We start from the raw sequence: 26672 nt of genomic DNA, 5'->3' as shown, positions 1-26672 counted from the left end.
GGTCTGGATCGAACCGCTCCAGGAATGCGCGCTGGCCGGATCGCCGGGGTTGCCGCCATTGGCATGCTGGGCGGCGCCCGGCTGTGTTGCCGGTGCAGCCGTCGCCGCGGAGCCGCCCTGGGCGAGCGCCGCCGAAGTCGGTGCCACCGACGCGGCCGCCGACACGCCCGTTGCCGCAGCCGACGAGACGCCGGCCGGATGCGCGGGCAGCGACGCGTCGACATGCGATGCGCCCGAAGCCGACGAGGCGCCGGCGGCCGTGGCCGTGCCTGTGGCCGCTGTTGCAGCCGTCGCCGGATGCGGCATCGAACCACCGGCAGCCGGTGCGGCGGCAGCAGGATTGGGATGCGCTTCCGAAACACTTCCCGCCGACGACGCGCCCGGCGCAGCCGAGCTGCCCGCATGCGGCGCCGCTGCGCCGGCCACGGCCGTCGCGGCACTGCCTGCATGCGCGGGCGCGGCCCCTGCCGGCGCCGAAGCCCCTGAAGCCCCCGAAACAGTCGATGTGGCAACCGGCGAAGCCACGGCCGATCCGCTCGCGTCGAGCGGCGGCACCGTCAGCGTCGCGCCCACCTTCAGCCGGCTCGGGTCGTGCTTCATGAAGGCCTGCGGATTCGCGGCGAACAGCGCGCGGCCGGCTCGCGCCAGCACGCCCGGATCGCGCGACTGGGTGGCCGCCACCGCGATATCGTTGAGCGACTGCCCCGGCTGGACCGTGATCGACTGCGGCGCGTTCGCCGCGGCATCGGACGGCGCGGCCTGCGCGAGCGGCACGGCCGCAGCGGACATCAGCGCGAACACCGCGCCCGCGATCGCACGAAGCGCGAACGCTCGCGGCGACAGCGCGGCGCGTGCTCGGGCAAGAGAAGAAATACCGGGGAAAAATCGCAGCGTCATCGGCACATTCGCCGCGGCAGCGCGCGGCCCTGGTTCGCGTTGGAAGGAGGACAGGATTCTGGACGTCGCGGGGGCGCAGGGCGCCACGCGTGCGCGACGCCGATTGCGTCGTAACCGCGTAGTTTACTTTACCCGCCGGCCATTTCGTCGAATTTGTGGCGCCGGCCGCGGATCCGGACCGGACGCGACCGCCGCGCGACGGGCACAAAAACGAAACGGCGCTCGCCGCCCCGGCGAAACACCGGGCACCGCGAACGCCGTCGCCGCCGTCCTTGCCGGACGCGGAACGCTTCGGCTTACTTGTCGAGCAGGATGCGCAGCATGCGGCGCAGCGGCTCGGCCGCGCCCCACAGCAGCTGGTCGCCGACCGTGAAGGCCGACAGGTATTCGCCGCCCATCGCCAGCTTGCGCAGGCGGCCGACCGGCACCGTCAGGGTGCCCGTGACGACGGCCGGCGACAGCTCGCGCATCGAGGCCTCGCGCTCGTTCGGCACCACCTTCACCCAGTCGTTGGCCGAGGCGAGGATCTCGTTGACCTCGTCGAGCGGCACGTCCTTCTTCAGCTTGATGGTGAGCGCCTGCGAATGGCAGCGCATCGCGCCGATCCGCACGCACAGGCCGTCGACCGGAATCGAGCCCGGCTCGCCCATGGCCGGCTTGCCGAGGATCTTGTTGGTCTCGGCGCCGCCCTTCCACTCTTCCTTCGACATGCCGTTGCCGAGATCCTTGTCGATCCAGGGGATCAGCGAGCCGGCCAGCGGCACGCCGAACTGGCTGGTCGGCATCGCGTCGCCGTTCATCGCGGCCAGCACGCGGCGGTCGATGTCGAGGATCGCCGAGGCCGGATCGGCCAGTTGCTCGGCCACCGCGCCGTGCAGCGTGCCCATCTGCGACAGCAGCTCGCGCATGTTCTGCGCGCCGGCGCCCGATGCGGCCTGGTAGGTCATGGCCGTCATCCAGTCGACCAGGTTCTCGCGGTACAGGCCGCCCAGCGCCATCAGCATCAGGCTGACCGTGCAGTTGCCGCCGACGAAGTTGCGGGTGCCCTTGACCAGCGCGTCCTTGATCACGTCGAGGTTGACCGGATCGAGGATGATGACCGCGTCATCCTTCATGCGCAGCGACGAGGCCGCGTCGATCCAGTAGCCGTTCCAGCCGGCCGAGCGCAGCTTCGGGAACACCTCGTTGGTGTAGTCGCCGCCCTGGCAGGTGATGATCACGTCGCACTTCTTGAGATCGTCGATGCTCGAGGCGTCCTTGAGCGTGGACTCGTTTTTCGCGAAGGCCGGTGCCTTGCCGCCCGCGTTGCTGGTGCTGAAAAACACCGGCTCGATCAGATCGAAATCGCCTTCTTCCTGCATGCGCTGCATCAGGACGCTGCCGACCATGCCGCGCCAACCTACGAGACCTACGTTCATGACTAACCCTTTGCTTGAGAGCTTCCCCGCCTTTTCCGTCCCCCGCGTAACCGCGCGGGGAAATCAGGCGGGCACGACGGATGACGATCAGCTTTTCGTGATCGTTTTCGTGGTGATGATTTTCGTGGAGACGATGGCGCGCGTCAGCGCACGGGCCGTGATGCCGTGCAGCTTGGAGACCGGGGAGATCGAACGATTTTGCGCCATGCGAAAGAGTCTACACAAACCTGGTGGGCCGTACAACGGCCCGTCGTTGCTATCGTGCGCGATGTCGCGCGGGTACTCTGTTTCCGGGACAGATCGAAGGAATACGCACCGGAACAAGGGTTCGCCGCGCGTCGCATCGCGAACCGGAACGGCCGCCGCGCCGTCGCTTCACGCGGCGGACCGCCCGCTCGTGCTTACAGCGCGGCGACCACCGCGTCGCCCATCTGCACCGTGCCGACCTGCTTGCAGCCCGGCGTGGCGATGTCGCCGGTCCGGTAGCCCTGCTCCAGCACCTTCTGCACCGCGCGCTCGATGCGCTCGGCCTGCTCGCCGCGATTCAGCGAGTAGCGCAGCAGCATCGCGACCGACAGGATGGTCGCCAGCGGATTGGCGACGCCCTTGCCGGCGATGTCCGGCGCCGAGCCGTGCGAGGGCTCGTACAGGCCCTTGTTGTTCTTGTCGAGCGAGGCCGAGGGCAGCATGCCGATCGAGCCGGTCAGCATCGCGGCTTCGTCCGAGAGGATGTCGCCGAACATGTTGCCGGTGACGATCACGTCGAACTGCTTGGGCGCCTTGGCCAGCTGCATCGCCGCGTTGTCGACGTACATGTGCGAGAGCTCGACCTCGGCGTATTCCTTCGACACGTCGATCATGATGTCGCGCCAGAACTGCGAGGTCTCGAGCACGTTGGCCTTGTCCACCGACAGCAGCTTGCGGCTGCGCTTCTGCGCGGCCTGGAACGCGACGTGGGCGATGCGGCGCACTTCGGGCTCCGAATAGCGCATCGTGTCGAAACCCTCGCGCGCGCCGGCGAACGGGCCGTCCGGCGCCTCGCGCGTGCCGCGCGGCTGGCCGAAGTAGATGTCGCCGTTCAGCTCGCGCACGATCAGGATGTCGAGGCCAGAGATCAGCGCCGGCTTCAGCGGCGAGGCGTCCACCAGTTGCTCGTAGCAGATCGCCGGGCGGAAGTTGGCGAACAGCTCGAGATGCTTGCGCAGCCCGAGGATCGCCTGCTCCGGACGCAGCGCGCGCTCCAGCGAGTCGTACTTCCAGTCGCCCACGGCGCCGAACAGGATCGCGTCGGCTTCCTTGGCCAGCTTCAGCGTGGCCTCGGGCAGCGGGTGGCCGGCGGCCTCGTAGCCGGCGCCGCCGACCGGCGCCTGTTCGAGTTCGAATTGCTCGTCGAGGGCGTTCAGCACCTTCACCGCTTCGGTGACGATCTCCTGGCCGATGCCGTCGCCCGGCAGCACTGCAATCTTCATGCGATTTTCCTGAAAGAGTTGTGAGTTCGGAACCCGCGCGCCGCGCGCGCCTTCAGCCGATCAGACGGTTGTTGAGCCAGGGCTGCTTGGCCAGGCGCTCGGCCTCGAACTGGCGGATCTTGTCGGCATGGCGCAGGGTCAGGCCGATGTCGTCGAAGCCGTTCAGCAGGCAGTACTTGCGGAAGCCCGACACCTCGAACGGATATTCGCGGCCGTCGCCGGTGCGCACCAGCTGCGCCTCCAGGTCGATGGTCAACTGGTAGCCGTTGAACGCGTAGGTGTCGTTGAACAGGTGGTCGACCTGCTGCTCGGTCAGCGCGATCGGCAGCAGCCCGTTCTTGTAGCAGTTGTTGAAGAAGATGTCGGCGAAGCTCGGCGCGATGATGGCGCGGAAGCCGTATTGCTGCAGCGCCCAGGGCGCGTGCTCGCGCGAGCTGCCGCAGCCGAAGTTCTTGCGCGCCAGCAGCACCGAGGCGCCCTGGTAGCGCGGCTGGTTCAGCACGAAGTCGGGGTTGAGCGGGCGCTTGGCATTGTCCTGGCCCGGCTCGCCGCGGTCGAGGTAGCGCCATTCGTCGAAGGCGTTCGGGCCGAAGCCGGTGCGCTTGATCGACTTGAGGAACTGCTTCGGGATGATCGCGTCGGTGTCGACGTTTTCGCGATCAAGCGGCGCCACGACGCCGGTATGCACTGTGAATTTTTCCATGATCCGTTTCCACATTGGACGCCGGCCCCGGGGCCGGCGCTCGACTGTCCTTCGGTTAGTCCGTCAGGCGGCGATCAGTTCGCGGCGCGCGTGATCGCGCGGCCCGCGGCATTGATGTCCTCGCCGACGCCGGCCACCGTGTGGCAGGCGGCCAGCCCGAATACCATGCCCGCCAGGGCGAGAGCCGCCGCCAGGCGGCCGACGATGAGGTTGCGGTTGCTGCGCATGCTTATCCCAGCCGGCGAATATCGACGAAATGCCCCTCGATGGCGGCGGCTGCCGCCATCGCCGGGCTGACCAGGTGGGTACGGCCGCCCGCGCCCTGGCGACCCTCGAAATTGCGGTTCGAGGTGGAGGCGCAGCGCTCGCCCGGCTCGAGGCGGTCGGCGTTCATCGCCAGGCACATCGAGCAGCCCGGCTCGCGCCATTCGAAGCCGGCATCCTTGAACACCTTGTCGAGCCCTTCGCGCTCGGCCTGCGCCTTCACCAGGCCCGAGCCCGGCACCACCATCGCCAGGCGCACGTTGGCGGCGACGCGACGGTTCAGCTTCTTCACCACGTAGGCGGCCGCGCGGATGTCCTCGATGCGCGCATTGGTGCAGGATCCGATGAAGATCTTGTCGACCTTGATCGATTCGATCGGCATGTTCGGCTCGAGCGCCATGTAGCTCAGCGCGCGCTCCATCGCGTCGCGCTTGACCGGGTCCTTCTCGCGCTCGGGATCGGGCACGCGGCTGTCGACCGCCGTGACCATTTCCGGCGAGGTGCCCCAGGTCACCTGCGGCACGATGTCGGCCGCGCTCAGCTCGACCACGCGGTCGAACTGCGCGCCGTCGTCGGAGCGGAAGCCGCGCCAGTACTGCACGGCCTGGTCCCACTCGGCGCCGGTCGGCGAGAACGGGCGATCCTTGAGGTAGTCGATGGTGGTGTCGTCCACCGCGACCATGCCGGCGCGTGCGCCCGCCTCGATCGCCATGTTGCAGACCGTCATGCGGCCTTCCATCGACAGCGAGCGGATCATCGAGCCGCCGAATTCCATCGCGTAGCCGGTGCCGCCGGCCGTGCCGATCTTGCCGATGATGGCCAGCACGATGTCCTTGGCGGTGCAGCCGCGCGGCAGTTGCCCCTCGACCTTGATCAGCAGGTTCTTGCTCTTCTTCTGCAGGAGCGTCTGGGTGGCCAGCACGTGCTCGACTTCCGAGGTGCCGATGCCGTGCGCCAGCGCGCCGAACGCGCCGTGCGTGGAGGTATGCGAATCGCCGCAGACGATGGTCATGCCCGGCAGCGTCGCGCCCTGCTCCGGGCCGACGATGTGCACGATGCCCTGGCGCACGTCGTTCATCTTGAACTGGGTGATGCCGAAGCTGTCGCAGTTCGCGTCGAGCGTGTCGACCTGCAGCTTCGAGACCGGATCGGCGATGCCGTGGGTGCGATCGGTGGTGGGAACGTTATGGTCCGACACCGCGAGGTTGGCGCTGATGCGCCAGACCGGGCGCTCGCCCATCTTCAGCCCTTCGAACGCCTGCGGGCTCGTCACCTCGTGCAGCAGGTGACGGTCGATGTAGAGCAATGCGGTGCCGTCCTCCTCGGTGTGGACGACGTGCGAATTCCACAATTTGTCGTAGAGAGTCTGTGCCATGGTATGCGGGGTTTGTGGTGACGACGGTTCCTTCTGGGTTCGGTCGATTATGCCACCAAGATTGCCGCCCAGCACTACCAGGATGAGAAAAAACCCAATAAAAACAGTGAGTTGAATGGTAGTTTCGATACCTGGATAAGTGCTACCCGGCAAATGGGGGCGCTAACGGGCACCCCGCGCCGAATCAGGCCACCTCGTACTGCACGCTCACCTGCCCCTTCTTCTCCTTGACCTTGGTGATGAGCACCGCGCCGATCTCGCCCGTGCCGGCCACGTGCGTGCCGCCGCAGGGGCTGAAATCGTGTCCGCCATAGGCGATCACGCGCCGCCCTTCCTGCTCGGCCAGCACGCGCGGCAAGCCGGCCGCGATCATCGCGTTGACGCCGTTCGCGAGCGCCTGCGCCTCGATCGCGGCCAGCTCGGCGTCGGCGCTGTCGCGCTCGAACACCACGCGCGCCTCGCCGGGCCAATGATGTCCCTTCACGGCGCGCCAGCCGACGGCCGCGCCCACGTAGGCGATCAGGTGCCCGGCCGAATGCAGGCGCGCATGCAGCGCGCGCGGCCCGGCGTCGACCTCGATCTCGATCTCGCCCGGCGCCACGGCGCGATCGACCAGGTGCACGATGGCCTCGCCGTCGGCGGCCACGCGCAGCACGCGCGCCTCGCCGATCCGGCCCGTATCCGAAGGCTGGCCGCCGCCTTGCGGATGGAACAGCGTCTCGGCCAGCGTCACGCGAAAGCGCCCGGCCTCCTCGTCGGGCTCGCAGGCGAGCACCTCGGTGCTCAGCGTCAGGGCATCGCTGTCGAAATAGCGGCGGATCGTCATGGTGCTTCCTCTTGCAGGGATATCGAGGTTCCGACTATGCGGTCGACAGCCCCGCCGCTCAAGGGGTTCGGGCCGCTCAATTTTTTACAATCCGCGCCCGCCGCCGCGCGCGTAGCCTGATGCCCGAACCACTCTTTTCCTCAGACGACTCGCCAGGATCACGCCTCATGGAACACGCCCCGACGCCGGATCAACCGACCCTGAACTTCAGCAGCGACAACACCGCCGGCGCGGCGCCCGCCGTGCTCGATGCCCTGGTCGCCTGCGCGGCCGGCCAAGCGGCGCCCTATGGCGCCGATCCCTGGACCACGCGCGTCGAGCAAAGGCTCGCCGAGCTGTTCGAGCACGAGGTGGCGGTGTTCATCGTCTCCACCGGCACGGCCGCCAACTCGCTCGCGCTGGCCGCGCTGACGCCGCCCTGGGGCAGCGTGCTGTGCCACCCGGGCAGCCACATCAACAACGACGAATGCGGCGCGCCGGCCTTCTACGCCGACGGCGCCAAGCTGATCACGGTGGACGGCCCCGCGGCCAAGCTGGACCCGGCCCGGCTGCGCGCGGCCGCCCGCGCCAAGCTCGGCGACGTCCATACCACCCAGCCCTCGGCCGTCAGCATCACGCAGGCCACCGAAGTCGGCAGCGTCTACACGCTCGACGAGATCGGCACGATCGGCGAGATCTGCCGAGAGGCCAATCTGCCACTGCATATGGACGGCGCGCGCTTCGCCAATGCGCTGGTATCGCTGGGCTGCTCGCCGGCCGAGATGACCTGGCGCGCCGGCGTCGACGTGCTGTCGTTCGGCGCGACCAAGAACGGCGTGCCGGGCTCGGAGGCGGTGGTGCTGTTCGACCCGCGCCGCGCCGGGGAACTGGCCTTCCGCCGCAAGCGCGCCGGGCAGCTCGCCTCGAAGATGCGCTTCCTGTCGGCGCCGCTCGACGCCTATCTGGCCGACGATCTCTGGCTGCGCAACGCGCGTCACGCCAATGCCATGGCGCAGCGTCTCGCGGCCGGGCTGGCCCGCGTGCCGGGCGTCTCGATGACGGGTGCCACCGAGGCCAACATCCTGTTCTGCCGGCTCCCGCAACCGGTGATCGCCGGCCTGCTGGCGGCCGGCGTGCGCTTCTATCACGATCGCTGGGAACCGGGCGTGGTGCGCTTCGTCACCTCGTTCGCCACCACCGAGGCAGAAGTCGACCGCCTGCTGGACATCGCGCGCATCGCGGCCGGCTAAGGCAGCGCACGAGCGAGCGCCCCGGTTTCGCGCGGGCGCGTCGACACGTTTGCCTGGATGGCGTTCAGTAACGCGACGGCGCGCAGCCGAAGGCACGCCGGAAGGCGCGGTTGAAATGGCTCTGGTCGTAGAAACCGACGGCCTGCGCGACCTCGGCGATCGACTGCGTGCCCCGGTGCAGCATCAGGCAGGCGCGCTCCAGGCGCAGCCGCACCAGCCAGGCATGCGGCGTCATCGAGGCGCTGCGCTTGAACAGCTTGAGGAATACGAAACGGTCCAGCTCGCAGAGCGCGGCCAGTTCGTCCAGCGTGATCTTCTCGGCCAGATGCGCCTCGCAGTAGTCGCGCACGCGCTGCCATTGCAGGTCCGACAAGGCACCCGCGACCTGCCGCGGCGCCCAGGCGCGCGATTGCGCGAACAGGCGCTCGAGCGCGACCAGCCAGGCCGACTGCACGCCCAGCGGGGCATCGCGGTATTCGCCGCGCAGCGCAGCGTGAATCGCGTTGAGCCGCTGCGCCAGCCCCAGATCCTCGAGCGAGGCGCCCTGCAGCGCCGGCTCCCGCGTGCTGCCCGACAACTCCTCGGCCAGCCCCGCCATCAGCTCGGGCGGCAGGCGGAAGGTCTTCAGCGTGTAGGCGCCGTCGCCCACGCGCGTGCCGTCATGCACCTCGCCGGGCGGCATCAGCGAAACGCTGCCGGGGCCGAGCAACACCGTCTTGCCGCCGAACTGCTGGCGCTGGACGCCCTCGGTCACCACCCCGACGTGGAAATCGAGGTGGTAATGGCGATCGAAGCGGAATTCGCTGAAACGCGCGTCGCCGAGCACGAGTCCGGGGACGTCGCGACTGCGGGTGTATTCGACGCGGTCTTTCATGGGAAGCGGCTGGATGCGGGAAGGCGGGAACGGGCCCTTGCCGCCCCTTCGGCACGGCATGGCCGGGCTAAGCCCGAGTGCGTTCGAGCTTAGCATGCCCGGCCCCGGGCCGCCGGAATCGCGTCAGGGCCGATATGAGCGGTTTATTCGGTCGACATCGGCGCCGACGAGGGCGTCGCGAACGGATAGGTATCCGAGGACGATTTCGCGATCCGGTTCGATTCGCAGGCGGGCCGGAAGATATCGCCGTGCCGCGGCGGCGACAGCATGGACGCGCTGGCCGCGAGCACGGCCAGCGAGGCGAGGCCGATGCCGGCGCCCAGCAGCCCGCCGCCGCCCTCGCCGCGCAGCATGGGATACGGCGGCGGCCGGGTGACATCGGCCCGGCAGGTCGGCTCGGGCGGGACCGACTTGGTCAGCGTGCCGTTCGCGGCGTCGCGGATGTTCTGTTCGGCAACACCCGCGCTCGCGCCGATCGAGCCGGACAGCGTCGCGGCGGCGAGCAGGCTCGCCAATAGGGATTGGATACGCACCGGCGCCCCCTGAATTTGATCGTTCTGGTGAATGCCCGCAGTGTAGACGGATCGGCCGCGCCGCCTGTCGAGTTTTGTACGCGCTTTGTGACAGGCAGCATCGGCATTCATTCCGGCTCGTGGCAGACCACGCAGAGCTTGTTGCCGTCGGGATCGCGAAAATACGCGCCGTAATAATCGCGGTGGTAATGGGGCCGCAAGCCGGGCGGCCCTTCGCAACTGCCGCCGCCAGCCAGCGCGAGCGCGTGCCAGCAGGGCCTGCATCTGGCCGTTGCCGGGCGCCGGCGCGCCGCCGTCGAACGGGCGGCAGACCAGCAACAGCGGCCGCGCCGCCTCGGCCGGCATCCACCCCGCCATCTCGGGCGGGTTGCGGAATTTCAGCCGCAGGCCCAGCGCCTCCATCAGCGGCGCGTAAAACGCGTAGGCGCGCTCGACATCCTCCACACCGATACAGACATGAGACAGCATCGACGGCTCCCGACGACGGAATGTTCCGATGATGCCACGCCGCCCCCGCCGCCTGCGTCGAGCCGGCGATACACGGCATGCGAGGCATCCAGGGCACGCCCAAAACAAAACACCCCGGGGCCGAGGCCGCCGGGGTGTTTCGGGTCGTCAGGCTAGGCTGCCGACAGGCGCCGCTCAGGCACGCTTGTCGATCGCGGTCGCTTCACGCGGCGTGGAGCCGATGAAGAGCTGACGCGGACGGCCGATCTTCTGCTCCGGATCGCCGATCATTTCGTTCCACTGGCCGATCCAGCCGACGGTACGCGCCATCGCGAAGATGCAGGTGAACATCGAGGTCGGGATGCCCAGCGCGCGCTGGACGATGCCCGAGTAGAAGTCGACGTTCGGGTACAGCTTGCGCGACACGAAGTATTCGTCTTCCAGCGCGATCTTCTCGAGCTGCATGGCGAGCTTGAACAGCGGGTCGTCGTGCAGGCCCAGTTCGTTCAGCACTTCGTAGCAGGTCTCGCGCATCAGCTTGGCGCGCGGGTCGTAGTTCTTGTAGACGCGGTGGCCGAAGCCCATCAGCTTCACGCCCGAGTTCTTGTCCTTCACCTGCTTGATGAACTCGGGGATGTTGTCGGGCGAACCGATCTGCTCGAGCATGTTCAGCGCGGCTTCGTTCGCGCCGCCGTGCGCCGGGCCCCACAGACAGGCGATACCGGCCGCGATACACGCGAACGGGTTGGCGCCCGAGGAACCCGCCAGGCGGACCGTCGAGGTCGAGGCGTTCTGCTCGTGATCGGCGTGCAGGATCAGGATGCGGTCGAGCGCGCGAACCAGCACGTCGTTGACCTTGTACTCCTCGCACGGGTTCGAGAACATCATGTGCATGAAGTTCGCGCTGTACGAGAGTTCGTTCTTCGGATAGACGAAGGGCTGGCCGATGCTGTACTTGTAGGCCATCGCGACCAGCGTCGGCAGCTTGGCGATCATGCGGATCGCCGAGACTTCGCGGTGACGCGGATCGTTGATGTCGAGCGAGTCGTGGTAGAACGCCGACAGCGCGCCCACCGCGGCCACCAGGATCGCCATCGGGTGCGCGTCGCGACGGAAGCCGCGGAAGAAGAAGTGCATCTGCTCGTGGACCATCGTGTGCTTCGTGACGGTCTCGACGAATTCCTTCTTCTGCGCGACGTTCGGCAGTTCGCCCTTGAGCAGCAGGTAGCAGGTCTCGAGGAAGTCGGCGTTCTGCGCGAGATTGTCGATCGGGTAACCGCGGTACAGCAGCTCGCCCTTGTCCCCGTCAATGTACGTGATGGCCGAATTGCACGACGCCGTGGACATGAAGCCCGGGTCGTAGGTGAACTTGCCAGTCTGGCCGTACAGCTTGCGGATGTCGATCACGTCCGGGCCCATCGTGCCCTTGTAGATCGGCAGTTCGACGCTCGGCGAATTGTCGCTGAACGATAGCGTGGCTTTAACATCAGACGGGGTCATGGCACATCCTCAATCGAAAATGGAAACGGGATTCGATAACGGGCGCGGCGCTCTCACACGCTGCGCAGCATCTCCAGCAGCCGGGAAACATCCGGGCCGGCAAGGTCGCCTTCCGGTTCCTTGCGCGCGAGCAGCAAGTCCATCAGGTCGTTGTCGGATAGTTCGAGCAGGCGGGTCAACGCGCCCACGTCGGTATCGGTGAGGTCATGCTCGTATCGGCTGAAGAAACGCTCGATGATGAGATCGTTCTCCAGCAGACCGCGCCGCGCGCGCCAGCGAAGGCGCGCGCGGCGGTGCGGGTCGGACTGGTGCGACTGTTCAGTCATGTCGAATCAGCTCAGACCGCGCGGCGAACCATCAATTCCTTGATCTTGCCGATCGCCTTGGTCGGGTTCAGGCCCTTCGGGCAGACGTCGACGCAGTTCATGATCGTATGGCAACGGAACAGACGGTACGGATCCTCGAGGTTGTCGAGGCGTTCGGCGGTGGCTTCGTCGCGGCTGTCGGCGATGAAGCGGTAGGCCTGCAGCAGGCCGGCCGGGCCGACGAACTTGTCCGGGTTCCACCAGAAGCTCGGGCACGAGGTCGAGCAGCTGGCGCACAGGATGCACTCGTAGACGCCGTCGAGCTCTTCACGCTCTTCCGGCGACTGCAGGCGCTCCTTCTCGGGCGGCGGCGTGTCGTTGATCAGGAACGGCTTGATCGAGTGGTACTGGTTGAAGAAGTGCGTCATGTCGACGATCAGGTCGCGCACCACCGGCAGGCCCGGCAGCGGGCGCAGCACGATCTTCTGCGGCAGCTCGTTCAGGTTCGTCAGGCACGCCAGGCCGTTCTTGCCGTTGATGTTCATCGCGTCCGAGCCGCACACGCCTTCGCGGCAGGAACGACGGAACGACAGGGTTTCGTCGACTTCCTTGAGCTTGACGAGCGCGTCGAGCAGCATGCGTTCATGCGTGAGCTCGAGTTCGTACGTCTGCATGCGCGGCGCCGCGTCCTTGTCCGGATCGTAACGATAGAGTTCGAAAATGCGTTTTGCCATGGTCAGATTCTCCGGATTCGGCTTAGAACGTACGTGCCTTGGGCGGGACGGATTCGACCGTCAGCGGCTGCATGTGCACCGGCTTGTAGTCGAGGCGGTCGCCTTCGCTGAACCACAGCGTATGACGCATCCAGTTTTCGTCGTCGCGATGCGGGAAGTCGTCCTGCGCATGCGCGCCGCGGCTTTCCTTGCGGGCCTCGGCCGACACCATCGTGGCACGCGCCACTTCGACGAGGTTCGCCACTTCGAGCGCTTCGACGCGCGCGGTGTTGAACACCTTCGACTTGTCCTTCAGGTGGATGTGCTGGGCACGCTCGGCCACCTTCTTGATGTCTTCCACGCCTTCGGCCAGCAGCGCCGAGGTACGGAACACGCCGGCATGCTTCTGCATCGAGCCGCGGATCTCGTTGGCGACGCTCTGCGCGTATTCGCCCGAGCTCGAGCTGTCGAGCTTGGCCAGGCGCGAGAGCGCGAAATCGGCCGCGTCCTTCGGCAGCGGCTTGTGCTCGCGCTGCTTCTTGACGTGCTCGACGATGTGGTTGCCGGCCGCGCGGCCGAACACCACCAGGTCGAGCAGCGAGTTGGTGCCCAGGCGGTTCGCGCCGTGCACCGACACGCAGGAGCACTCGCCGACGGCGTAGAAGCCGTTGATCGGGTCTTCGTGGCCCTTCGAGGTACCGACCACCTGGCCGTGGATGTTGGTCGGGATGCCGCCCATCTGGTAATGGATGGTCGGCACGACCGGGATCGGTTCCTTGATGCAGTCGACGTTCGCGAACTTCAGCGCGATCTCGCGGATCGACGGCAGGCGCTTCAGGATCGTCTCGGCGCCGATGTGCGACAGATCGAGCAGCACGTGGTCCTTGTTCGGGCCCACGCCACGGCCTTCCTTGATTTCCTGGTCCATCGAGCGCGAGACGAAGTCGCGCGGCGCCAGGTCCTTCAGGGTCGGTGCGTAGCGCTCCATGAAGCGCTCGCCGTCCGAGTTGCGCAGGATGCCGCCCTCGCCGCGCACGCCTTCGGTGATCAGCACGCCCGCGCCGGCCACGCCGGTCGGGTGGAACTGCCAGAACTCCATGTCCTGCAGCGCGATGCCCGAACGGGCCGCCATGCCGAGACCGTCGCCGGTGTTGATGAAGGCGTTGGTCGAGGCCGCGAAGATCCGGCCGGCGCCGCCGGTGGCGAACAGCGTGGTCTTGCCTTCGAGGATGTAGACGTCGCCCGTTTCCATTTCCAGGGCGGTCACGCCGAGCACGTCGCCGTCCGCGTCGCGGATCAGGTCGAGCGCCATCCATTCGACGAAGAACTGCGTCTTGGCCGCGACGTTCTGCTGGTACAGCGTGTGCAGCAGCGCGTGGCCGGTACGGTCGGCGGCCGCGCAGGCGCGCTGCACCGGCTTCTCGCCGTAGTTCGCGGTATGGCCGCCGAACGGGCGCTGGTAGATCGTGCCATCGGCGTTACGGTCGAACGGCATGCCGAAGTGCTCGAGCTCGTAGACGGCATTCGGCGCTTCGCGGCACATGTACTCGATCGCGTCCTGGTCGCCGAGCCAGTCGGAGCCCTTGATCGTGTCGTAGAAGTGGTAGTGCCAGTTGTCTTCGCTCATGTTGCCCAGCGAGGCACCGATCCCGCCTTGCGCGGCGACCGTGTGCGAACGCGTCGGGAACACCTTCGACAGCACGCAGACCGACAGGCCCGCGCGCGCGAGTTGCAGCGAGGCGCGCATCCCCGAGCCGCCCGCGCCGACGATGACCACGTCGAACTTGCGACGCGGCAGGGAAGTATTGATTGCAGCCATTCTTTTACACTCTCCAGAGAATCTGCGCAGCGTAGCCCGCGCACGCGAGCAGCCAGACGATCGTCAGCGATTGCAGCAGCAGCCGCACGCCGACCGGCTTCACGTAATCCATCCAGATATCGCGAATGCCGACCCAGGCGTGATAGAACAGCGCCAGCAGCGTGACGAAGGTCGCGAGCTTCATCCATTGCGTGGCGAAGATCGATGCCCAGCCGTCGTAGGAGAAATCGCGCGCCGCGAAGAACCAGGCGAGCAGGATCACGGTGTAGACCGCCATGATGACGCCGGTGATCCGTTGCGCGAGCCAGTCGCGCAGGCCGTAGTGAGCGCCGACCACGAGGCGCTTCGAGCCGATTCGGTTGTTGCCTGCCATTTTCTTAGAATGCTCCGAACAGTTTGAGCGCGAACACCAGCGTCAGCGCCAGCGACACGACGAACACGACGATGGCCGTGCGCTTGCCGCTTTCCTTGGTGACGGCGTCATGGTTGACGTCCATCAGCAGGTGGCGGATGCCGGCGCAGAAATGATGGAGGAACGCCCAGGCCAGCACGAGGACGACCAGCTTGACGATGATGTTGGAGAGGAAGGCCTTGAAGACGTCGAAGCTGATTTCGGACGTCAGGCTCTTGTCGAAGAGGAACAGCAGGAACGGAAGCGACAGGAACAGCAGCGCGCCGCTGACCCGGTGGAAGATCGAGAGTTGCCCCGCGATCGGCAGGCGGTAATGGCGAGTTATGTCTCCGATGCCGATGTTCCGATACTCCGGCCTCGGTTTTCTTACTGCTTCAGTCATGCTAGACCCCTACTATGTAGTCACACTAATCCGCGATTTTAGCGCCTTTTTATGTCGCGCTGCAGCGAAAACCTGCTCAGGACAGTTGCATCGCAGCGAACAAAAGGCGGCCCGAAACGTGCTTCGCATGTGGGCGCGAGCCCGTTCCCCACTGCCTTGCGGCCGTTCGTCGACGGCCTGCCATCATTCGATCAGCTCAGATCGTTCTGATAGTAATACCCGGTTGTGACATACCAACCGCGGCGCACCTCGACCGGACGGTCTCCATAGGTATAGGACACGCGTTCGACCGACAGCAAAGGAAATCCTTCGGACACCGACAACAGTTCGGCCACCGCCGGCTCCGCCGCCACCGCGCGCACCTTCTCGGTGGCGCGGATCATGCGCGTGCCGAACTCCGACTCGAACATCGCGTAGAGCGGCCCCTTGTACTCGGACAGGCGCTCGAAGCTCAGGCCGCGGAACATCGCGCCCGGCAGCCAGATCTCGTCGAGCACGGTGGCCACGCCGTCGAACTCCAGCAGCCGGCGCACCTGCACCACCGGATCGGCCGGCTTCAGGTCCAGCTGCCGTGCGATCTCAGCCGGCGCCCGGGTGCGGCGGCACTCCAGCAGGCGGCTCACGTGCGGGTGCTCGACGCCGTCCTCGGCCAAGAGGCGCAGGAAACGGAACTGCGCGCGCTCCTCGCTGTGGGTCGCCACGAAGGTGCCCTTGCCCTGCCGGCGCACCAGCAGGTTGTCGGCCGCCAGCTCGTCGATCGCCTTGCGTACCGTGCCCTGGCTCACCTTGTAGCGCGCCGCGAGCTCCACTTCGCTTGGTATGATCTCGCCGGGCTTCCACTCGCCCGATTCCAGCCCCTGGGTGATCAATGCCTTGATCTGCTGGTATAAGGGGCTGAAGGTCGGCGACGGGGCCTGCGCAGGCGTCGGCTCGCCGCCGGCCGAGGCCTGGCCGGGGGCGTTCGGATTCGACGCGTTCGCCTGGTTGGATGTCATGGCGCGCATTTCAACACAAAGCCAAGTTTTTCGTCCACATTTTTCCAGCAATACTCTGTCTTATATAAGACATAAGATACCGTTTGACTTTGCCATAGCTCGCTCCTACACTCCGGGGCGAGCAAGGAAGCGCCCCCGGAACGCGCCCGACCCGCGCCCAGCCTGGCTTCCAGGCCGATCGCCCGGCGCCGGCCCGACCCGGACGCGCCTCCTGCGCACCGCTTCAATGCAATGCGACGCATAACGCGCATAAAATGGCGCTTTTGCTCGCGTCCCACGCCCATCGTCCTGGAGATTTCTCATGGCTAAGCCCGCAAAGCGCGTTGCCGTTACCGGCGCCGCAGGTCAAATCGCATACTCGCTGCTGTTCCGCATCGCGAACGGCGACCTGCTCGGCAAGGATCAGCCGGTCATCCTGCAACTGCTCGACCTCCCGCAAGCCCAAGCCGCCGTCAAGGGCGTCGTGATGGAGCTCGACGACTGCGCGTTCCCGCTGCTCGCCGGCGTCGTGATCACCGACGATCCGAAGGTCGCCTTCAAGGATGCCGACGTGGCGCTGCTGGTCGGTGCCCGCCCGCGCTCGAAGGGCATGGAGCGCAAGGACCTGCTGTCGGCCAACGCCGAGATCTTCACGGTGCAGGGCGCCGCGCTGAACGAAGTCGCCAGCCGCGACGTCAAGGTGCTGGTGGTCGGCAACCCGGCCAACACGAACGCCTACATCGCCATGAAGTCGGCGCCGGACCTGCCGAAGAAGAACTTCACGGCGATGCTGCGCCTGGACCACAACCGCGCGCTGTCGCAACTGGCCGCCAAGTCGGGCAAGCCGGTCGCCTCGATCGAGAAGCTGGCCGTGTGGGGCAACCACTCGCCGACGATGTACCCCGACTTCCGCTTCGCCAGCGCCGAAGGCGAATCGCTGCTCAAGCTGATCAACGACGACGTCTGGAACCGCGACACCTTCATCCCGACCGTCGGCAAGCGCGGCGCGGCCATCATCGAGGCGCGCGGCCTGTCGTCGGCGGCTTCGGCGGCCAACGCGGCGATCGACCACGTGCGTGACTGGGTGCTCGGCACCAACGGCAAGTGGGTCACGATGGGCATCCCGTCGGACGGCTCCTACGGCATCCCCGAGGACATCATCTACGGCGTGCCGGTGACCTGCGAGAACGGCGAGTACAAGCGCGTCGAAGGCCTGGAAATCGACGCCTTCTCGCGCGAGAAGATGGACGGCACGCTGGCCGAGCTGCTCGAGGAGCGCGACGGCGTCGCCCACCTGCTGAAGTAATACCCGCCGGGACGGGCACGCCTCGCGCGTGGCCCGCCCCGCACCGGCCGGCGCCCGATCGAGCTCACCGCGAGCTCGGCCCCGGGCGCCGGCCGATTCGCATTCGATCCGCGCGCGCTTTGCCCGCCAGGCCGGCCCCGGCCGACGCCCCAGGCACCGCAGAGCCCGTTCGAATCCGATGCCTTTTCGATGCTTGCGATCCCACGCGTAACCACGATGCCCGCGCTCTCCCCCGCCGAAGTCCTCTACGACGGCGCCTCGCCGCCCGCGATCCTGCCCTGCTGCGATCACTACGCGGGCAGCGAAAAGCTGATGCGCAAGTCGCTCGCGCTGCAGGCCGAGCTGGGCCCGGTGTTCGACCTCACGCTCGACTGCGAGGACGGCGCCGCGGTCGGCCGCGAAGCCGAGCATGCCGAGCTGGTGGCCGCCATGCTGGGCGAGGCGGCCAACCGCTTCGGCCGCGCCGGCGTGCGCATCCACGACTTCAGCCACCCGCATTGGCGCGACGACGTGCGCATCGTGCTGCGCGCGGCCCGCGCGCCGGCTTACATTACGCTTCCGAAAGTCACCAGCGCGGCCGATGTCGCCGAGGCCTGCGCCTTCATCGAAGGCACCCGCCGCGAGCTCGGCATCGACCGGCCAATTCCGGCCGACGTGCTGATCGAGACGCACGGCGCGCTCGAGCAGGTGGCCCGGATCGCCGCGCTGCCGGCCGTCTCCACACTCAGCTTCGGGCTGATGGACTTCGTCTCGGCCCACCACGGCGCGATCCCCGACAGCGCGATGCGCTCGCCCGGCCAGTTCGACCACCCGCTGGTGCGCCGCGCCAAGCTCGAGATCGCCGCCGCAAGCCACGCCCACGGCAAGACGCCCTCCCACAACGTCAGCACCGAGATCCGCGACATGGACGTGGTGGCCGGCAATGCGCGGCGCGCCCGCGACGAGTTCGGCTACACGCGCCAGTGGAGCATCCACCCGGCCCAGATCCCGGTGATCGTGGCGGCCTTCGCGCCGCGCGAGGACGAGATCGCCCTGGCCGCCGAGATCCTGCTGGCCGCGCAGGCCGCCGACTGGGGCCCGACGCGCCACCACGATACGCTGCACGACCGCGCCAGCTACCGCTATTACTGGAGCGTGCTGCGCCGCGCCCACGCCACCGGCCGCGCGCTGCCCGCCGAGGTCGCGCCCTGGCTGCCGCCGCGCGACGAGGCGCGTGCATGAGCCGGGCCCGCGATTCGCTTGCCGGCTCGCGCCCGGGTGCCCTCGATGGCCCCGGCGCGCGGCCGGCGAGCCGACTGTTTCGCGAAATCACGACAGAAGCTTCGAATTCCCTTAAAACCATCGCGCGAATTAGGAGAAAATAGCGGCCGCTGCGCACCATGGGGCGCGTGTCGCGCGCCGGCCGCCTCCCTCGTCAACCGATATCCATAAAAGGCTTGAGCACATGAACAAACTGTTGATCGCCGCCGCCATCGGCACCCTGTCCGCCACGCTGCTGAGCGTCGCCCCGCAAGCCTCGGCCCAGACCGCCGGCACCACCGCCAAGGCTCCCGCCAAGAAGGCCGTGGCCAAGCGTCCGGCGCCCAAGCGCCACCTGATCCCGCGCAGCAAGCGCGCCCAGGCGGCCGCGGCGGCCAAGGTCGATCCGGCACCGGACGGCGCGGTCAAGTGGTCGTGCAAGGACGGCCTGTCCTACCAGCTGGCCGGCGACATGAAGCGCGACCAGATCGTCACGGTCCACTGGGCCAACAAGAACTACAAGCTGCCGCGCCAGGCCACCACGACCGGCGCCGACGTGTTCTACGATCCGGCCAGCGGCCTGAAGCTGGTGGTGATCCCGACCAAGGGCATGCTGTTCAGCGACAAGGAAGACACGCGCCTGGCCGACGAATGCGTGACCGCCGAGATGGCCGCCAACGGCACGCCGGCGCCGACGCAGTCGAACGAACTGGCACCGAACGTCCAGAAGTAAGCAGCACCCGCAGGCAACACCCGTAAGCAGCACCCGGCGGTACCCGATCCGCAACGAAACAGCAGGCCAGCCACGACAGGAATCCTGATGTCCGCCCCGCAAACGAATCTCCGGCCCGCGCCGGACCCGGTACTGGTCGAGATCGTCGACTACGTGCTGGGTTTCGAGATCGACAGTGAGCTCGCGCTGGAAACGGCGCGCCACTGCCTGCTCGATACGCTCGGTTGCGGGCTCGAGGCCCTGTCCTACCCGGCCTGCACCAAGCTGCTCGGGCCGCTGGTGCCCGGCACCGTGGTGCCCAACGGCGCGCGCGTGCCGGGCACCTCGTTCCAGCTCGATCCGGTCAAGGCCGCCTTCGACATCGGCGCGGCGATCCGCTGGCTCGATTTCAACGACACCTGGCTGGCCGCCGAATGGGGCCACCCGTCCGACAATCTCGGCGGGATCCTGGCCACCGCCGACTGGCTCTCGCGCACCGCGGTCGCCGCCGGCAAGCCGCCGCTGACGATGCGCGCGGTGCTGGTGGCGATGGTCAAGGCGCACGAGATCCAGGGGTGCCTCGCGCTCGAGAACGCCTTCAACCGCGTCGGCCTCGACCACGTGCTGCTGGTCAAGGTCGCCTCCACCGCCGTGGTCGGGCAACTGCTCGGCCTCACCCGCGACGAGCTGATCAACGCGCTGTCGCTGGCCTTCGTCGACGGCCAGGCGCTGCGCACCTACCGCCACGCGCCCAACACGGGCTCCCGCAAGTCCTGGGCGGCCGGCGACGCCACCTCGCGCGCGGTGCGCCTGGCGCTGATCGCGCGCACCGGCGAGATGGGCTACCCCTCGGCGCTGAGCGCGCCGACCTGGGGCTTCTACGACGTGCTGTTCGAGGGCAGGCCGTTCCGCTTCCAGCGTCCCTACGGCAGCTACGTGATGGAGAACGTGCTGTTCAAGATCGCGTTCCCCGCCGAATTCCATGCGCAGACGGCCGCCGAGGCCGCGCTCGCGCTGCATCGCCAGATCCTCGCTGCCGGTCGCGGCGCCGAATCGATCCGGCGCGTCACGATCCGCACGCACGAGGCCGCGATCCGCATCATCGACAAGAGCGGGCCGCTGGCCAATCCGGCCGACCGCGACCACTGCATCCAGTACATGGTGGCGGTGCCGCTCCTGTTCGGACGGCTGACGGCTGCCGACTACGAGGACGAGATCGCCCGCGACCCGCGCATCGACGCGCTGCGCGCGAAGATCGCCTGCGTCGAGGATCCGCAATTCACGAAGGACTATCACGACCCGGACAAGCGTGCGATCGCCAACGCGCTGACGGTCGAATTCGACGACGGCACGGTGCTCGACGAGGTGGTGGTCGACTACCCGATCGGGCATCGCCGCCGTCGTGACGAGGGCATCCCCCTTCTCGTCGAGAAATTCCGCAGCAACCTGGCGCGGCGTTTCCCGGCGAAGCAGCAACAAGCGATTCTCGACGTGTCGCTCGATCCGGCAAGGCTCGCCGCCATGCCGGTCAATGAATACGTCGACTTGTATGTGATCTAGCCGTCAGATACAGGACATCTTTCCTCGCCTCAACCCAGGAAACCAGGAAAACACCATGGCCCACAATCTCCACAAAACCCTCAAGGAATTCGACAGCGGTTCCGGAAAAGGCAAGTTCTATTCGCTGCCCCAGCTCGGCAAGGAACTGAAGACCAAGATCGAACGCCTGCCGGTGTCGATCCGTCTGGTGCTCGAATCGGTGCTGCGCAACTACGACGGCAAGAAGATCACCGAGGAACACATCGAGCAACTGGCGAACTGGAAGCCCGATGCCAAGCGCGTCGACGAGATCCCGTTCGTGGTCGCGCGCGTGGTGCTGCAGGATTTCACGGGCGTGCCGCTGCTCGCCGACATCGCGGCCATGCGCGGTGTGGCGCAGCGCGCCGGCCAGGACCCGAAGAAGATCGAACCGCTGGTCCCGGTCGATCTGGTGGTCGATCACTCGGTGCAGATCGACTACTTCCGCCAGAAGAACGCGCTCGACCTGAACATGAAGCTGGAATTCCAGCGCAACAACGAGCGCTACCAGTTCATGAAGTGGGGCATGCAGGCCTTCGACACCTTCGGCGTGGTGCCCCCGGGCATCGGCATCGTCCACCAGGTCAACCTCGAGTACCTGGCGCGCGGCGTGCACAAGAAGGCCGAAGGCACTGACACGGTGTACTACCCCGACACGCTGGTCGGCACCGACAGCCACACCACCATGATCAACGGCATCGGCGTGGTGGGCTGGGGCGTGGGCGGCATCGAGGCGGAAGCCGGCATGCTCGGCCAGCCCGTGTACTTCCTCACGCCGGACGTGGTCGGCGTCGAGCTCAAGGGCAAGCTGCGCGAAGGCGTGACGGCCACCGACCTGGTGCTGACCATCACGGAAATGCTGCGCAAGGAAAAGGTGGTGGGCAAGTTCGTCGAGTTCTTCGGCGAAGGCACCGCCTCGCTGTCGCTGCCGGATCGCGCCACCATCGGCAACATGGCGCCCGAGTACGGCGCGACCATGGGCTTCTTCCCGGTCGACGAGAAGACCATCGAGTACTTCGAGGGCACCGGCCGCACCAAGGCCGAGATCGCCGCCTTCGAGAACTACTTCAAGGCCCAGAAGCTGTTCGGCGTGCCCAAGGCCGGCGAGATCGACTACACCAAGTCGCTCACGCTCGACCTGTCGAGCGTCGCGCCCTCGCTGGCCGGCCCGAAGCGTCCGCAGGACCGCATCGAGATCACCCACGTCAAGTCGACCTTCGCCGACCTGTTCTCGAAGCCGGTCGCCGAAAACGGCTTCAACAAGAAGGCCGAGGACCTGGCGGCGCAATACACCACCAGCAACGGCGTGAACGTGAAGAACGGCGACATCCTGATCGCCGCGATCACCTCCTGCACCAACACCTCGAACCCGAGCGTGCTGCTGGCCGCGGGCCTGCTGGCCAAGAAGGCGGTGGAAGCGGGCCTCACGGTCGCGCCGCACATCAAGACCTCGCTGGCGCCGGGATCGCGCATCGTCACCGAGTACCTGACCAAGACGGGCCTGCTGCCCTACCTGAGCAAGCTCGGTTTCGAACTGGCCGCCTACGGCTGCACGACCTGCATCGGCAACGCCGGCGACCTGACGCCCGAGCTGAACGAAGCGATCGTCAAGAACGACATCGTGGCGGCGGCCGTGCTGTCGGGCAACCGCAACTTCGAGGCGCGCATCCACCCGAACATCCGCGCCAACTTCCTGGCCTCGCCGCCGCTGGTGGTGGCCTACGCGATCGCCGGCACCATCACGCGCGACCTGATGACCGAACCGGTCGGCAAGGGCCGCGGCGGCCGCGACATCTACCTCGGCGACATCTGGCCGACCAGCGAGGAAATCCAGTCGCTGCTGAAGTACGCGCTCGACCCGAAGGCCTTCGAATCGAACTACGCGAAGCTGACCAAGAAGGGCGACCTGTGGAGCAAGATCGAGGGCGAGACGGGCCAGGTCTACGACTGGCCGAAGTCGACCTACATCGCCGAGCCGCCGTTCTTCGGCAAGGACTTCCCGATGCAGCCGTCGGACTCGATCACGCCGGTCAAGGGCGCGCGCGCGCTCGGCGTGTTCGGCGACTCGGTGACCACCGACCACATCAGCCCGGCAGGCTCGATCAAGGAAGATTCGCCGGCCGGCCGCTGGCTGAAGGAGAACGGCGTGCAGAAGGCCGACTTCAACAGCTACGGCTCGCGTCGCGGCAACCATGACGTGATGATGCGCGGCACCTTCGCCAACGTGCGGATCAAGAACCTGATGATCCCGGCCAAGGCCGACGGCTCGCGCGTCGAGGGCGGCCTGACGATCCACCAGCCGAGCGGCGAACAACTGTCGATCTACGACGCGGCGATGCAGTACGTCGACGCCGGCGTGCCGACCGTGATCTTCGCGGGCGAGGAATACGGCACGGGTTCGTCGCGCGACTGGGCCGCCAAGGGCACCCAGCTGCTCGGCGTGAAGGCCGTGGTGGCGCGCAGCTTCGAGCGGATCCACCGCTCGAACCTGGTCGGCATGGGCGTGCTGCCGCTGCAGTTCAAGGGCTCGGACAGCGTCCAGTCGCTCGGCATCACCGGCGAGGAAACCTACGACGTGGAAGACCTCGGCGACGACTTCAAGCCGCAGCAGGACGTCACCCTGGTGATCCACTACAAGAACGGCGAGACCAAGCGCGTGCCGGTGCTGCTGCGCGTGGACACGCCGATCGAGGTGGACTACTACAAGCACGGCGGGATCCTGCCCTTCGTGCTGCGCTCGCTGCTGGCCGCCTGAGCGCGCGGTTTTTGCAGGTGCCGCGTGTCGGAAACGATGCGCGGACGATTCGAGCCCGGCTCCGGCCGGGCTTTTTTTCGTCCCGGCCCGGGGCGCGATGGCGATGGCGGCGCGCTGACTCGATCGACCGGGCGGCGACGGAAGCGCGAGCCGGCTCGGGCTCCCGTTCGAGGTTCGGGGCACTCGCGCGGCGACGCTTCGCCAGCCGCGCATCACGCGCCGCCCGCCGCTCCCTCTCGTCGCCCTCGTCGCCCTCGTCGCCCTCGTCGCCCTCTCGCCCGCCTACTTGGCGCCCCGCTCCGACGGCACCGCCTTGCCCGAGCGATGCGAGGGCGCGAACAAGCGCAGGCCGCTGGCCAGGCTGGCGGCGGCCGAGAAGCCGGCGCCCAGCCCGAGCGCCAGCGTCGGGCCGTGCTTGGCGGCGATGCCGAAGCACAGCGCGACCAGGGCCGCGCCGGTGGCCTGCCCGATCAGGCGCGCGGTGGCGATGATGCCGCTCGCGCCGCCACTGCGCTCGGGCGGCGCGCTCGCCATCAGGGCCTTCAGGTTGGGCGACTGGAAGAAGCCGAAACCGGCGCCGCACAAGGCCATGCGCCAGATGATGTCGGACACGTGCGGATACGGCGGCAGCATCGCCAGCAAGGCCATGCCGAGCGCCAGGATCGCCAGCCCCACCGCGCCCAGCAGCCCCGGCGGATAACGATCCGACATGCGCCCGGCGATCGGCGCGGACAGCGCCACCACCGCCGACCAGGGCGTCATCAGGAAGCCGGTCTCGACCGCGCTGCGATGCAGGACATCCTCGAAGTAGAACGGCAGCGAGACGAAGGCCAGGCCCTGCGCCGCGAACGAGCAGACCGCCGTCAGCGCCGACAGCGCGAACACCGGCCGCTTGAACAGGTCGACCGGCAGCATCGGCGCGGGATGCCCCGCCTCGCGGCGGATCAGCAGCCAGCCGAACACCAGGGTCACGCCGGCGGCCGCCAGGCTGAAGGCCAGCGGCCCGCGCTGCGAGGTTTCGCCGAGCGCGAAGATCAGCGCCGCGAAGGTCACCACGTTGAGGCCGGCCGCGACCGGATCGAAACTGTGGCCGCCGCGCCCCGTGTGCGGCAGCGCCGGGATCGCCACCGCCAGCGCGACCAGCCCGAGCGGCACGTTGACGGCGAACAGCCAGGGCCAGTCGGCCAGCGAGAGGATCACCGAGGCCACCGTCGGCCCCACCGCGAAGGACACGCCGACGATCAGCGCGTTCAGGCCGAGCCCGCGCCCGAGCCGCTGCGCCGGGTAGAGATGGCGGATCAGCGCGGTGTTGACGCTCATGATGGCTGCCGCGCCCAGGCCCTGCACGATGCGCGCCGCAGTCAGCATCGGCAGCGTGGAGACCAGCGCGCAGGCCAGCGAGGCGGCCGTGAACACCACCAGCCCGCCGATATAGATGCGGCGATGGCCGACGATGTCGCCCAGCGCGGCCAGCGGCAGCAAGGTGGCCACCATCGCGAGCTGGTAGGCATTGATGATCCAGACCGAGGCGGCAGGCGCCGTGTGCAGGTCGGCGGCAATGGCGGGCAAGGCGGTGTTCGCGATCGCCGTATCGAGCGTCGCGAGCGCGACCGCGAGCAGGATCGCGATCATCGCGCGCCAGTTGAACGCCGGCTCCGCGGGGCGGCCGGCGAGAAGGGTTTCGGACAAGGCAGGACTCGGCAGGACGGGCGACGCGGATCGCGCATCGCGAATGGATCGACGCGGCGGCGCGTCGATTGCCCGATTTCCGGAAACGAAACCCGCCGCAGCCCCCGCATTGTTGCAGAGCGGCGCCGATCCTGCAGGCTCGCGACACGCGAGAAAGCTGGTCGAAAGCCTGGCTGCCGGTGATGGCAGCCGGGAGCTTCCGGCAGTGTCGGCGAAGCGGGCAGTCACGGCACCGCGGGCTGCCGTCGTCGGCCGATTCACCGCCGGCCCGCTCTGCTTGCCGCCCGCCCTTCGCCTCCTCGCCTCCTCGCCTCCTCGCCTCCTCGCCTCCTCGCCTCCTCGCCTCCTCGCCTCCTCGCCTCCTAGCCTCCTAGCCGGCTACCCGCCCGCGCCGAGCGCGCCGCGATCGAGCGAGGCCGCGCGAATCGCCTCGCCGGGTTCGGTAAAGGTCTGCTGCCGCAACTGCGCGATGCGCGCGTCGCGATCGTCGGGTGCAAGCCCCTGCGCGAGAATCCGGTCGCGTTCGGCCGCATAGGCCTGGTAGCGCCCCTGCCAAGCATCGTCGTCCTGCTGCAGCTTGGCGGCGCGCGCGGCCGCCTCGGGCCCGAGCGCCTGCGCGAGCTGAGCCCGCATCTGCTCAGGCGTCGCGCCGGCCTGCTGCATGGCCGCGATCTTCGACACCGCATCCTGCTGGGCACGGATCGCCGCCTGCTGCGCGCGTTCGGCCGGCGTCAGCTGCGCATCGAGCGCGGCCAGGCGCGCGGCCTTCTGCTCGTCGCTGAGCGCGGGATCGCGCGCGATCCGGATCCGCTCCAGGTCGAGCCGCTGGCGACGCTGCTCCTCGCCGAAGAAGGGCTCGGCCCATTCGCCGAGCGTGCGGCTGGCCAGCGTCGCGCGCTGTTCGAGCGCGAGCTGCATGGCGGCCGGATCGAGCTTGTCGCCGAGCACCGAGCCGCCGCCCGGCAGCCGCGCGAGTCCATCGAAATAGGCGCGATAGCGTTGCCAGGCATCGAGCGCGTCCTGCTGCGCCGGGCTGCCCTCCAGTTGCGCGGCGATCTCGCGACGCACCAGCGCGTCGAGCCCGGCCGGCGTGAGGTCGTGCTGCGCGCTCAGGCAGTAGTCGAGGAAATCGCGCACCGCGCGCGTCCTCGCCAGCCTGCCGCCGGCATCGAGCGGCAGGCGCGGCGCGCTGGAACCGGCCAGCGAGGCCGGCAGCGTGGCGGCCAGCGGCACCGCCTCGCCCGCCTGCCCGG

At 67.8% G+C, this 26672-nt stretch carries 24 protein-coding genes and 2 pseudogenes; 6 read left to right on the top strand and 20 right to left on the bottom strand.

Going from position 1 to position 26672, the window contains the following annotated elements:
* The 8 genes and pseudogenes from F3J18_RS24165 to F3J18_RS24130 form a co-directional block, all read right to left on the bottom strand.
* A pseudogene (locus tag F3J18_RS24165) lies at positions 1–897 on the bottom strand (hypothetical protein); the annotation flags it as partial.
* A gap of 296 nt (positions 898–1193) precedes the next feature.
* Complete coding sequence (gene asd, locus F3J18_RS24160; protein ID WP_025098898.1) at positions 1194–2315, bottom strand: aspartate-semialdehyde dehydrogenase; 1122 nt, start codon at positions 2313–2315, stop codon at positions 1194–1196.
* An 87-nt stretch (positions 2316–2402) separates the two neighbouring features.
* Complete coding sequence (locus F3J18_RS24155) at positions 2403–2522, bottom strand: hypothetical protein (protein ID WP_017919649.1); 120 nt, start codon at positions 2520–2522, stop codon at positions 2403–2405.
* A gap of 194 nt (positions 2523–2716) precedes the next feature.
* The gene (leuB, locus tag F3J18_RS24150; RefSeq protein WP_025098899.1) at positions 2717–3784 is read right to left on the bottom strand and encodes a 3-isopropylmalate dehydrogenase; all 1068 of its coding nucleotides are present in this window, start codon (positions 3782–3784) and stop codon (positions 2717–2719) included.
* A 52-nt stretch (positions 3785–3836) separates the two neighbouring features.
* The gene (leuD, locus tag F3J18_RS24145) at positions 3837–4487 is read right to left on the bottom strand and encodes a 3-isopropylmalate dehydratase small subunit (RefSeq protein WP_025098900.1); all 651 of its coding nucleotides are present in this window, start codon (positions 4485–4487) and stop codon (positions 3837–3839) included.
* A gap of 74 nt (positions 4488–4561) precedes the next feature.
* Complete coding sequence (locus F3J18_RS24140; protein WP_025098901.1) at positions 4562–4714, bottom strand: entericidin A/B family lipoprotein; 153 nt, start codon at positions 4712–4714, stop codon at positions 4562–4564.
* A 2-nt stretch (positions 4715–4716) separates the two neighbouring features.
* A complete protein-coding gene (gene leuC / locus F3J18_RS24135; protein ID WP_166914629.1) occupies positions 4717–6126 on the bottom strand; it encodes a 3-isopropylmalate dehydratase large subunit in 1410 nt (469 codons plus the stop codon).
* 184 nt (positions 6127–6310) lie between these two features.
* Positions 6311–6952: an alanyl-tRNA editing protein gene (locus tag F3J18_RS24130; protein WP_166914628.1), complete on the bottom strand. Its 642-nt coding sequence runs from the start codon at positions 6950–6952 to the stop codon at positions 6311–6313.
* Positions 6953–7119: 167 nt separating this feature from the next.
* On the opposite strand from F3J18_RS24130, the gene F3J18_RS24125 reads away from it, so the two are divergent.
* A complete protein-coding gene (locus F3J18_RS24125) occupies positions 7120–8181 on the top strand; it encodes a low specificity L-threonine aldolase (protein WP_166914626.1) in 1062 nt (353 codons plus the stop codon).
* A gap of 64 nt (positions 8182–8245) precedes the next feature.
* Here the strand turns inward: F3J18_RS24125 and F3J18_RS24120 are convergent, their stop codons facing one another.
* The 10 genes and pseudogenes from F3J18_RS24120 to F3J18_RS24075 all read right to left on the bottom strand — a co-directional run bounded on the left by F3J18_RS24120 (position 8246) and on the right by F3J18_RS24075 (position 16161).
* Complete coding sequence (locus tag F3J18_RS24120; RefSeq protein ID WP_025098905.1) at positions 8246–9055, bottom strand: AraC family transcriptional regulator; 810 nt, start codon at positions 9053–9055, stop codon at positions 8246–8248.
* 143 nt (positions 9056–9198) lie between these two features.
* Positions 9199–9699 carry a hypothetical protein gene (locus F3J18_RS24115; RefSeq protein WP_124076679.1) on the bottom strand — a complete coding sequence of 167 codons (501 nt, stop codon included), beginning with the start codon at positions 9697–9699 and terminating at the stop codon, positions 9199–9201.
* Positions 9696–10056, bottom strand: a pseudogene (locus tag F3J18_RS24110) (VOC family protein). Before F3J18_RS24110 ends, F3J18_RS24115 begins: the two are co-directional and overlap by 4 nt.
* A gap of 174 nt (positions 10057–10230) precedes the next feature.
* Positions 10231–11535 carry a citrate synthase gene (gene gltA, locus F3J18_RS24105; RefSeq protein WP_025098908.1) on the bottom strand — a complete coding sequence of 435 codons (1305 nt, stop codon included), beginning with the start codon at positions 11533–11535 and terminating at the stop codon, positions 10231–10233.
* A gap of 53 nt (positions 11536–11588) precedes the next feature.
* Positions 11589–11861, bottom strand: coding sequence for a succinate dehydrogenase assembly factor 2 (locus F3J18_RS24100; protein WP_013690591.1), 273 nt, complete (start codon positions 11859–11861; stop codon positions 11589–11591).
* Positions 11862–11872: 11 nt separating this feature from the next.
* Complete coding sequence (locus tag F3J18_RS24095; protein ID WP_013690592.1) at positions 11873–12574, bottom strand: succinate dehydrogenase iron-sulfur subunit; 702 nt, start codon at positions 12572–12574, stop codon at positions 11873–11875.
* A gap of 22 nt (positions 12575–12596) precedes the next feature.
* Positions 12597–14372, bottom strand: a complete 1776-nt coding sequence (gene sdhA, locus F3J18_RS24090) for a succinate dehydrogenase flavoprotein subunit (RefSeq protein WP_025098909.1) — start codon at positions 14370–14372, stop codon at positions 12597–12599.
* A gap of 4 nt (positions 14373–14376) precedes the next feature.
* Positions 14377–14745, bottom strand: a complete 369-nt coding sequence (gene sdhD / locus F3J18_RS24085; RefSeq protein ID WP_013690594.1) for a succinate dehydrogenase, hydrophobic membrane anchor protein — start codon at positions 14743–14745, stop codon at positions 14377–14379.
* A gap of 4 nt (positions 14746–14749) precedes the next feature.
* A complete protein-coding gene (gene sdhC / locus F3J18_RS24080; protein ID WP_025098910.1) occupies positions 14750–15166 on the bottom strand; it encodes a succinate dehydrogenase, cytochrome b556 subunit in 417 nt (138 codons plus the stop codon).
* A gap of 191 nt (positions 15167–15357) precedes the next feature.
* A complete protein-coding gene (locus F3J18_RS24075) occupies positions 15358–16161 on the bottom strand; it encodes a GntR family transcriptional regulator (RefSeq protein ID WP_025098911.1) in 804 nt (267 codons plus the stop codon).
* Positions 16162–16462: 301 nt separating this feature from the next.
* Here F3J18_RS24075 and F3J18_RS24070 point away from each other — a divergent pair, with 301 nt between their 5' ends.
* The 5 genes from F3J18_RS24070 to acnA all read left to right on the top strand — a co-directional run bounded on the left by F3J18_RS24070 (position 16463) and on the right by acnA (position 23730).
* A complete protein-coding gene (locus F3J18_RS24070) occupies positions 16463–17446 on the top strand; it encodes a malate dehydrogenase (RefSeq protein WP_025098912.1) in 984 nt (327 codons plus the stop codon).
* Between the two features lie 216 nt (positions 17447–17662).
* Entirely contained in the window at positions 17663–18667 is a 1005-nt protein-coding gene (locus F3J18_RS24065; RefSeq protein WP_025098913.1) for an aldolase/citrate lyase family protein, read from the top strand.
* A gap of 223 nt (positions 18668–18890) precedes the next feature.
* On the top strand, positions 18891–19418 hold the full coding sequence (locus F3J18_RS24060; RefSeq protein ID WP_013690599.1) for a hypothetical protein: 528 nt from the start codon (positions 18891–18893) through the stop codon (positions 19416–19418).
* 87 nt (positions 19419–19505) lie between these two features.
* Complete coding sequence (locus F3J18_RS24055) at positions 19506–20957, top strand: bifunctional 2-methylcitrate dehydratase/aconitate hydratase (protein WP_166914624.1); 1452 nt, start codon at positions 19506–19508, stop codon at positions 20955–20957.
* Positions 20958–21012: 55 nt separating this feature from the next.
* Positions 21013–23730 (top strand): aconitate hydratase AcnA, encoded by a 2718-nt coding sequence (acnA, locus tag F3J18_RS24050; protein ID WP_166914622.1) that lies wholly within the window; start codon positions 21013–21015, stop codon positions 23728–23730.
* Between the two features lie 282 nt (positions 23731–24012).
* On the opposite strand, the gene F3J18_RS24045 is transcribed toward acnA, so the two are convergent.
* Positions 24013–25362, bottom strand: a complete 1350-nt coding sequence (locus F3J18_RS24045) for an MFS transporter (RefSeq protein WP_043278403.1) — start codon at positions 25360–25362, stop codon at positions 24013–24015.
* Positions 25363–25797: 435 nt separating this feature from the next.
* The coding region (locus F3J18_RS24040) for a lipase secretion chaperone (RefSeq protein ID WP_166914620.1) at positions 25798–26672 on the bottom strand (875 nt) is incomplete at its 5' end.

It is taken from the genome of Burkholderia sp. Ax-1720, assembly GCF_011753035.1.
GTDB classification, from domain to species: domain Bacteria; phylum Pseudomonadota; class Gammaproteobacteria; order Burkholderiales; family Burkholderiaceae; genus Burkholderia; species Burkholderia gladioli.
The sequence above is the reverse complement of the archived record's forward strand: the minus strand, read 5'-3'. Positions and strand labels throughout refer to the sequence as shown.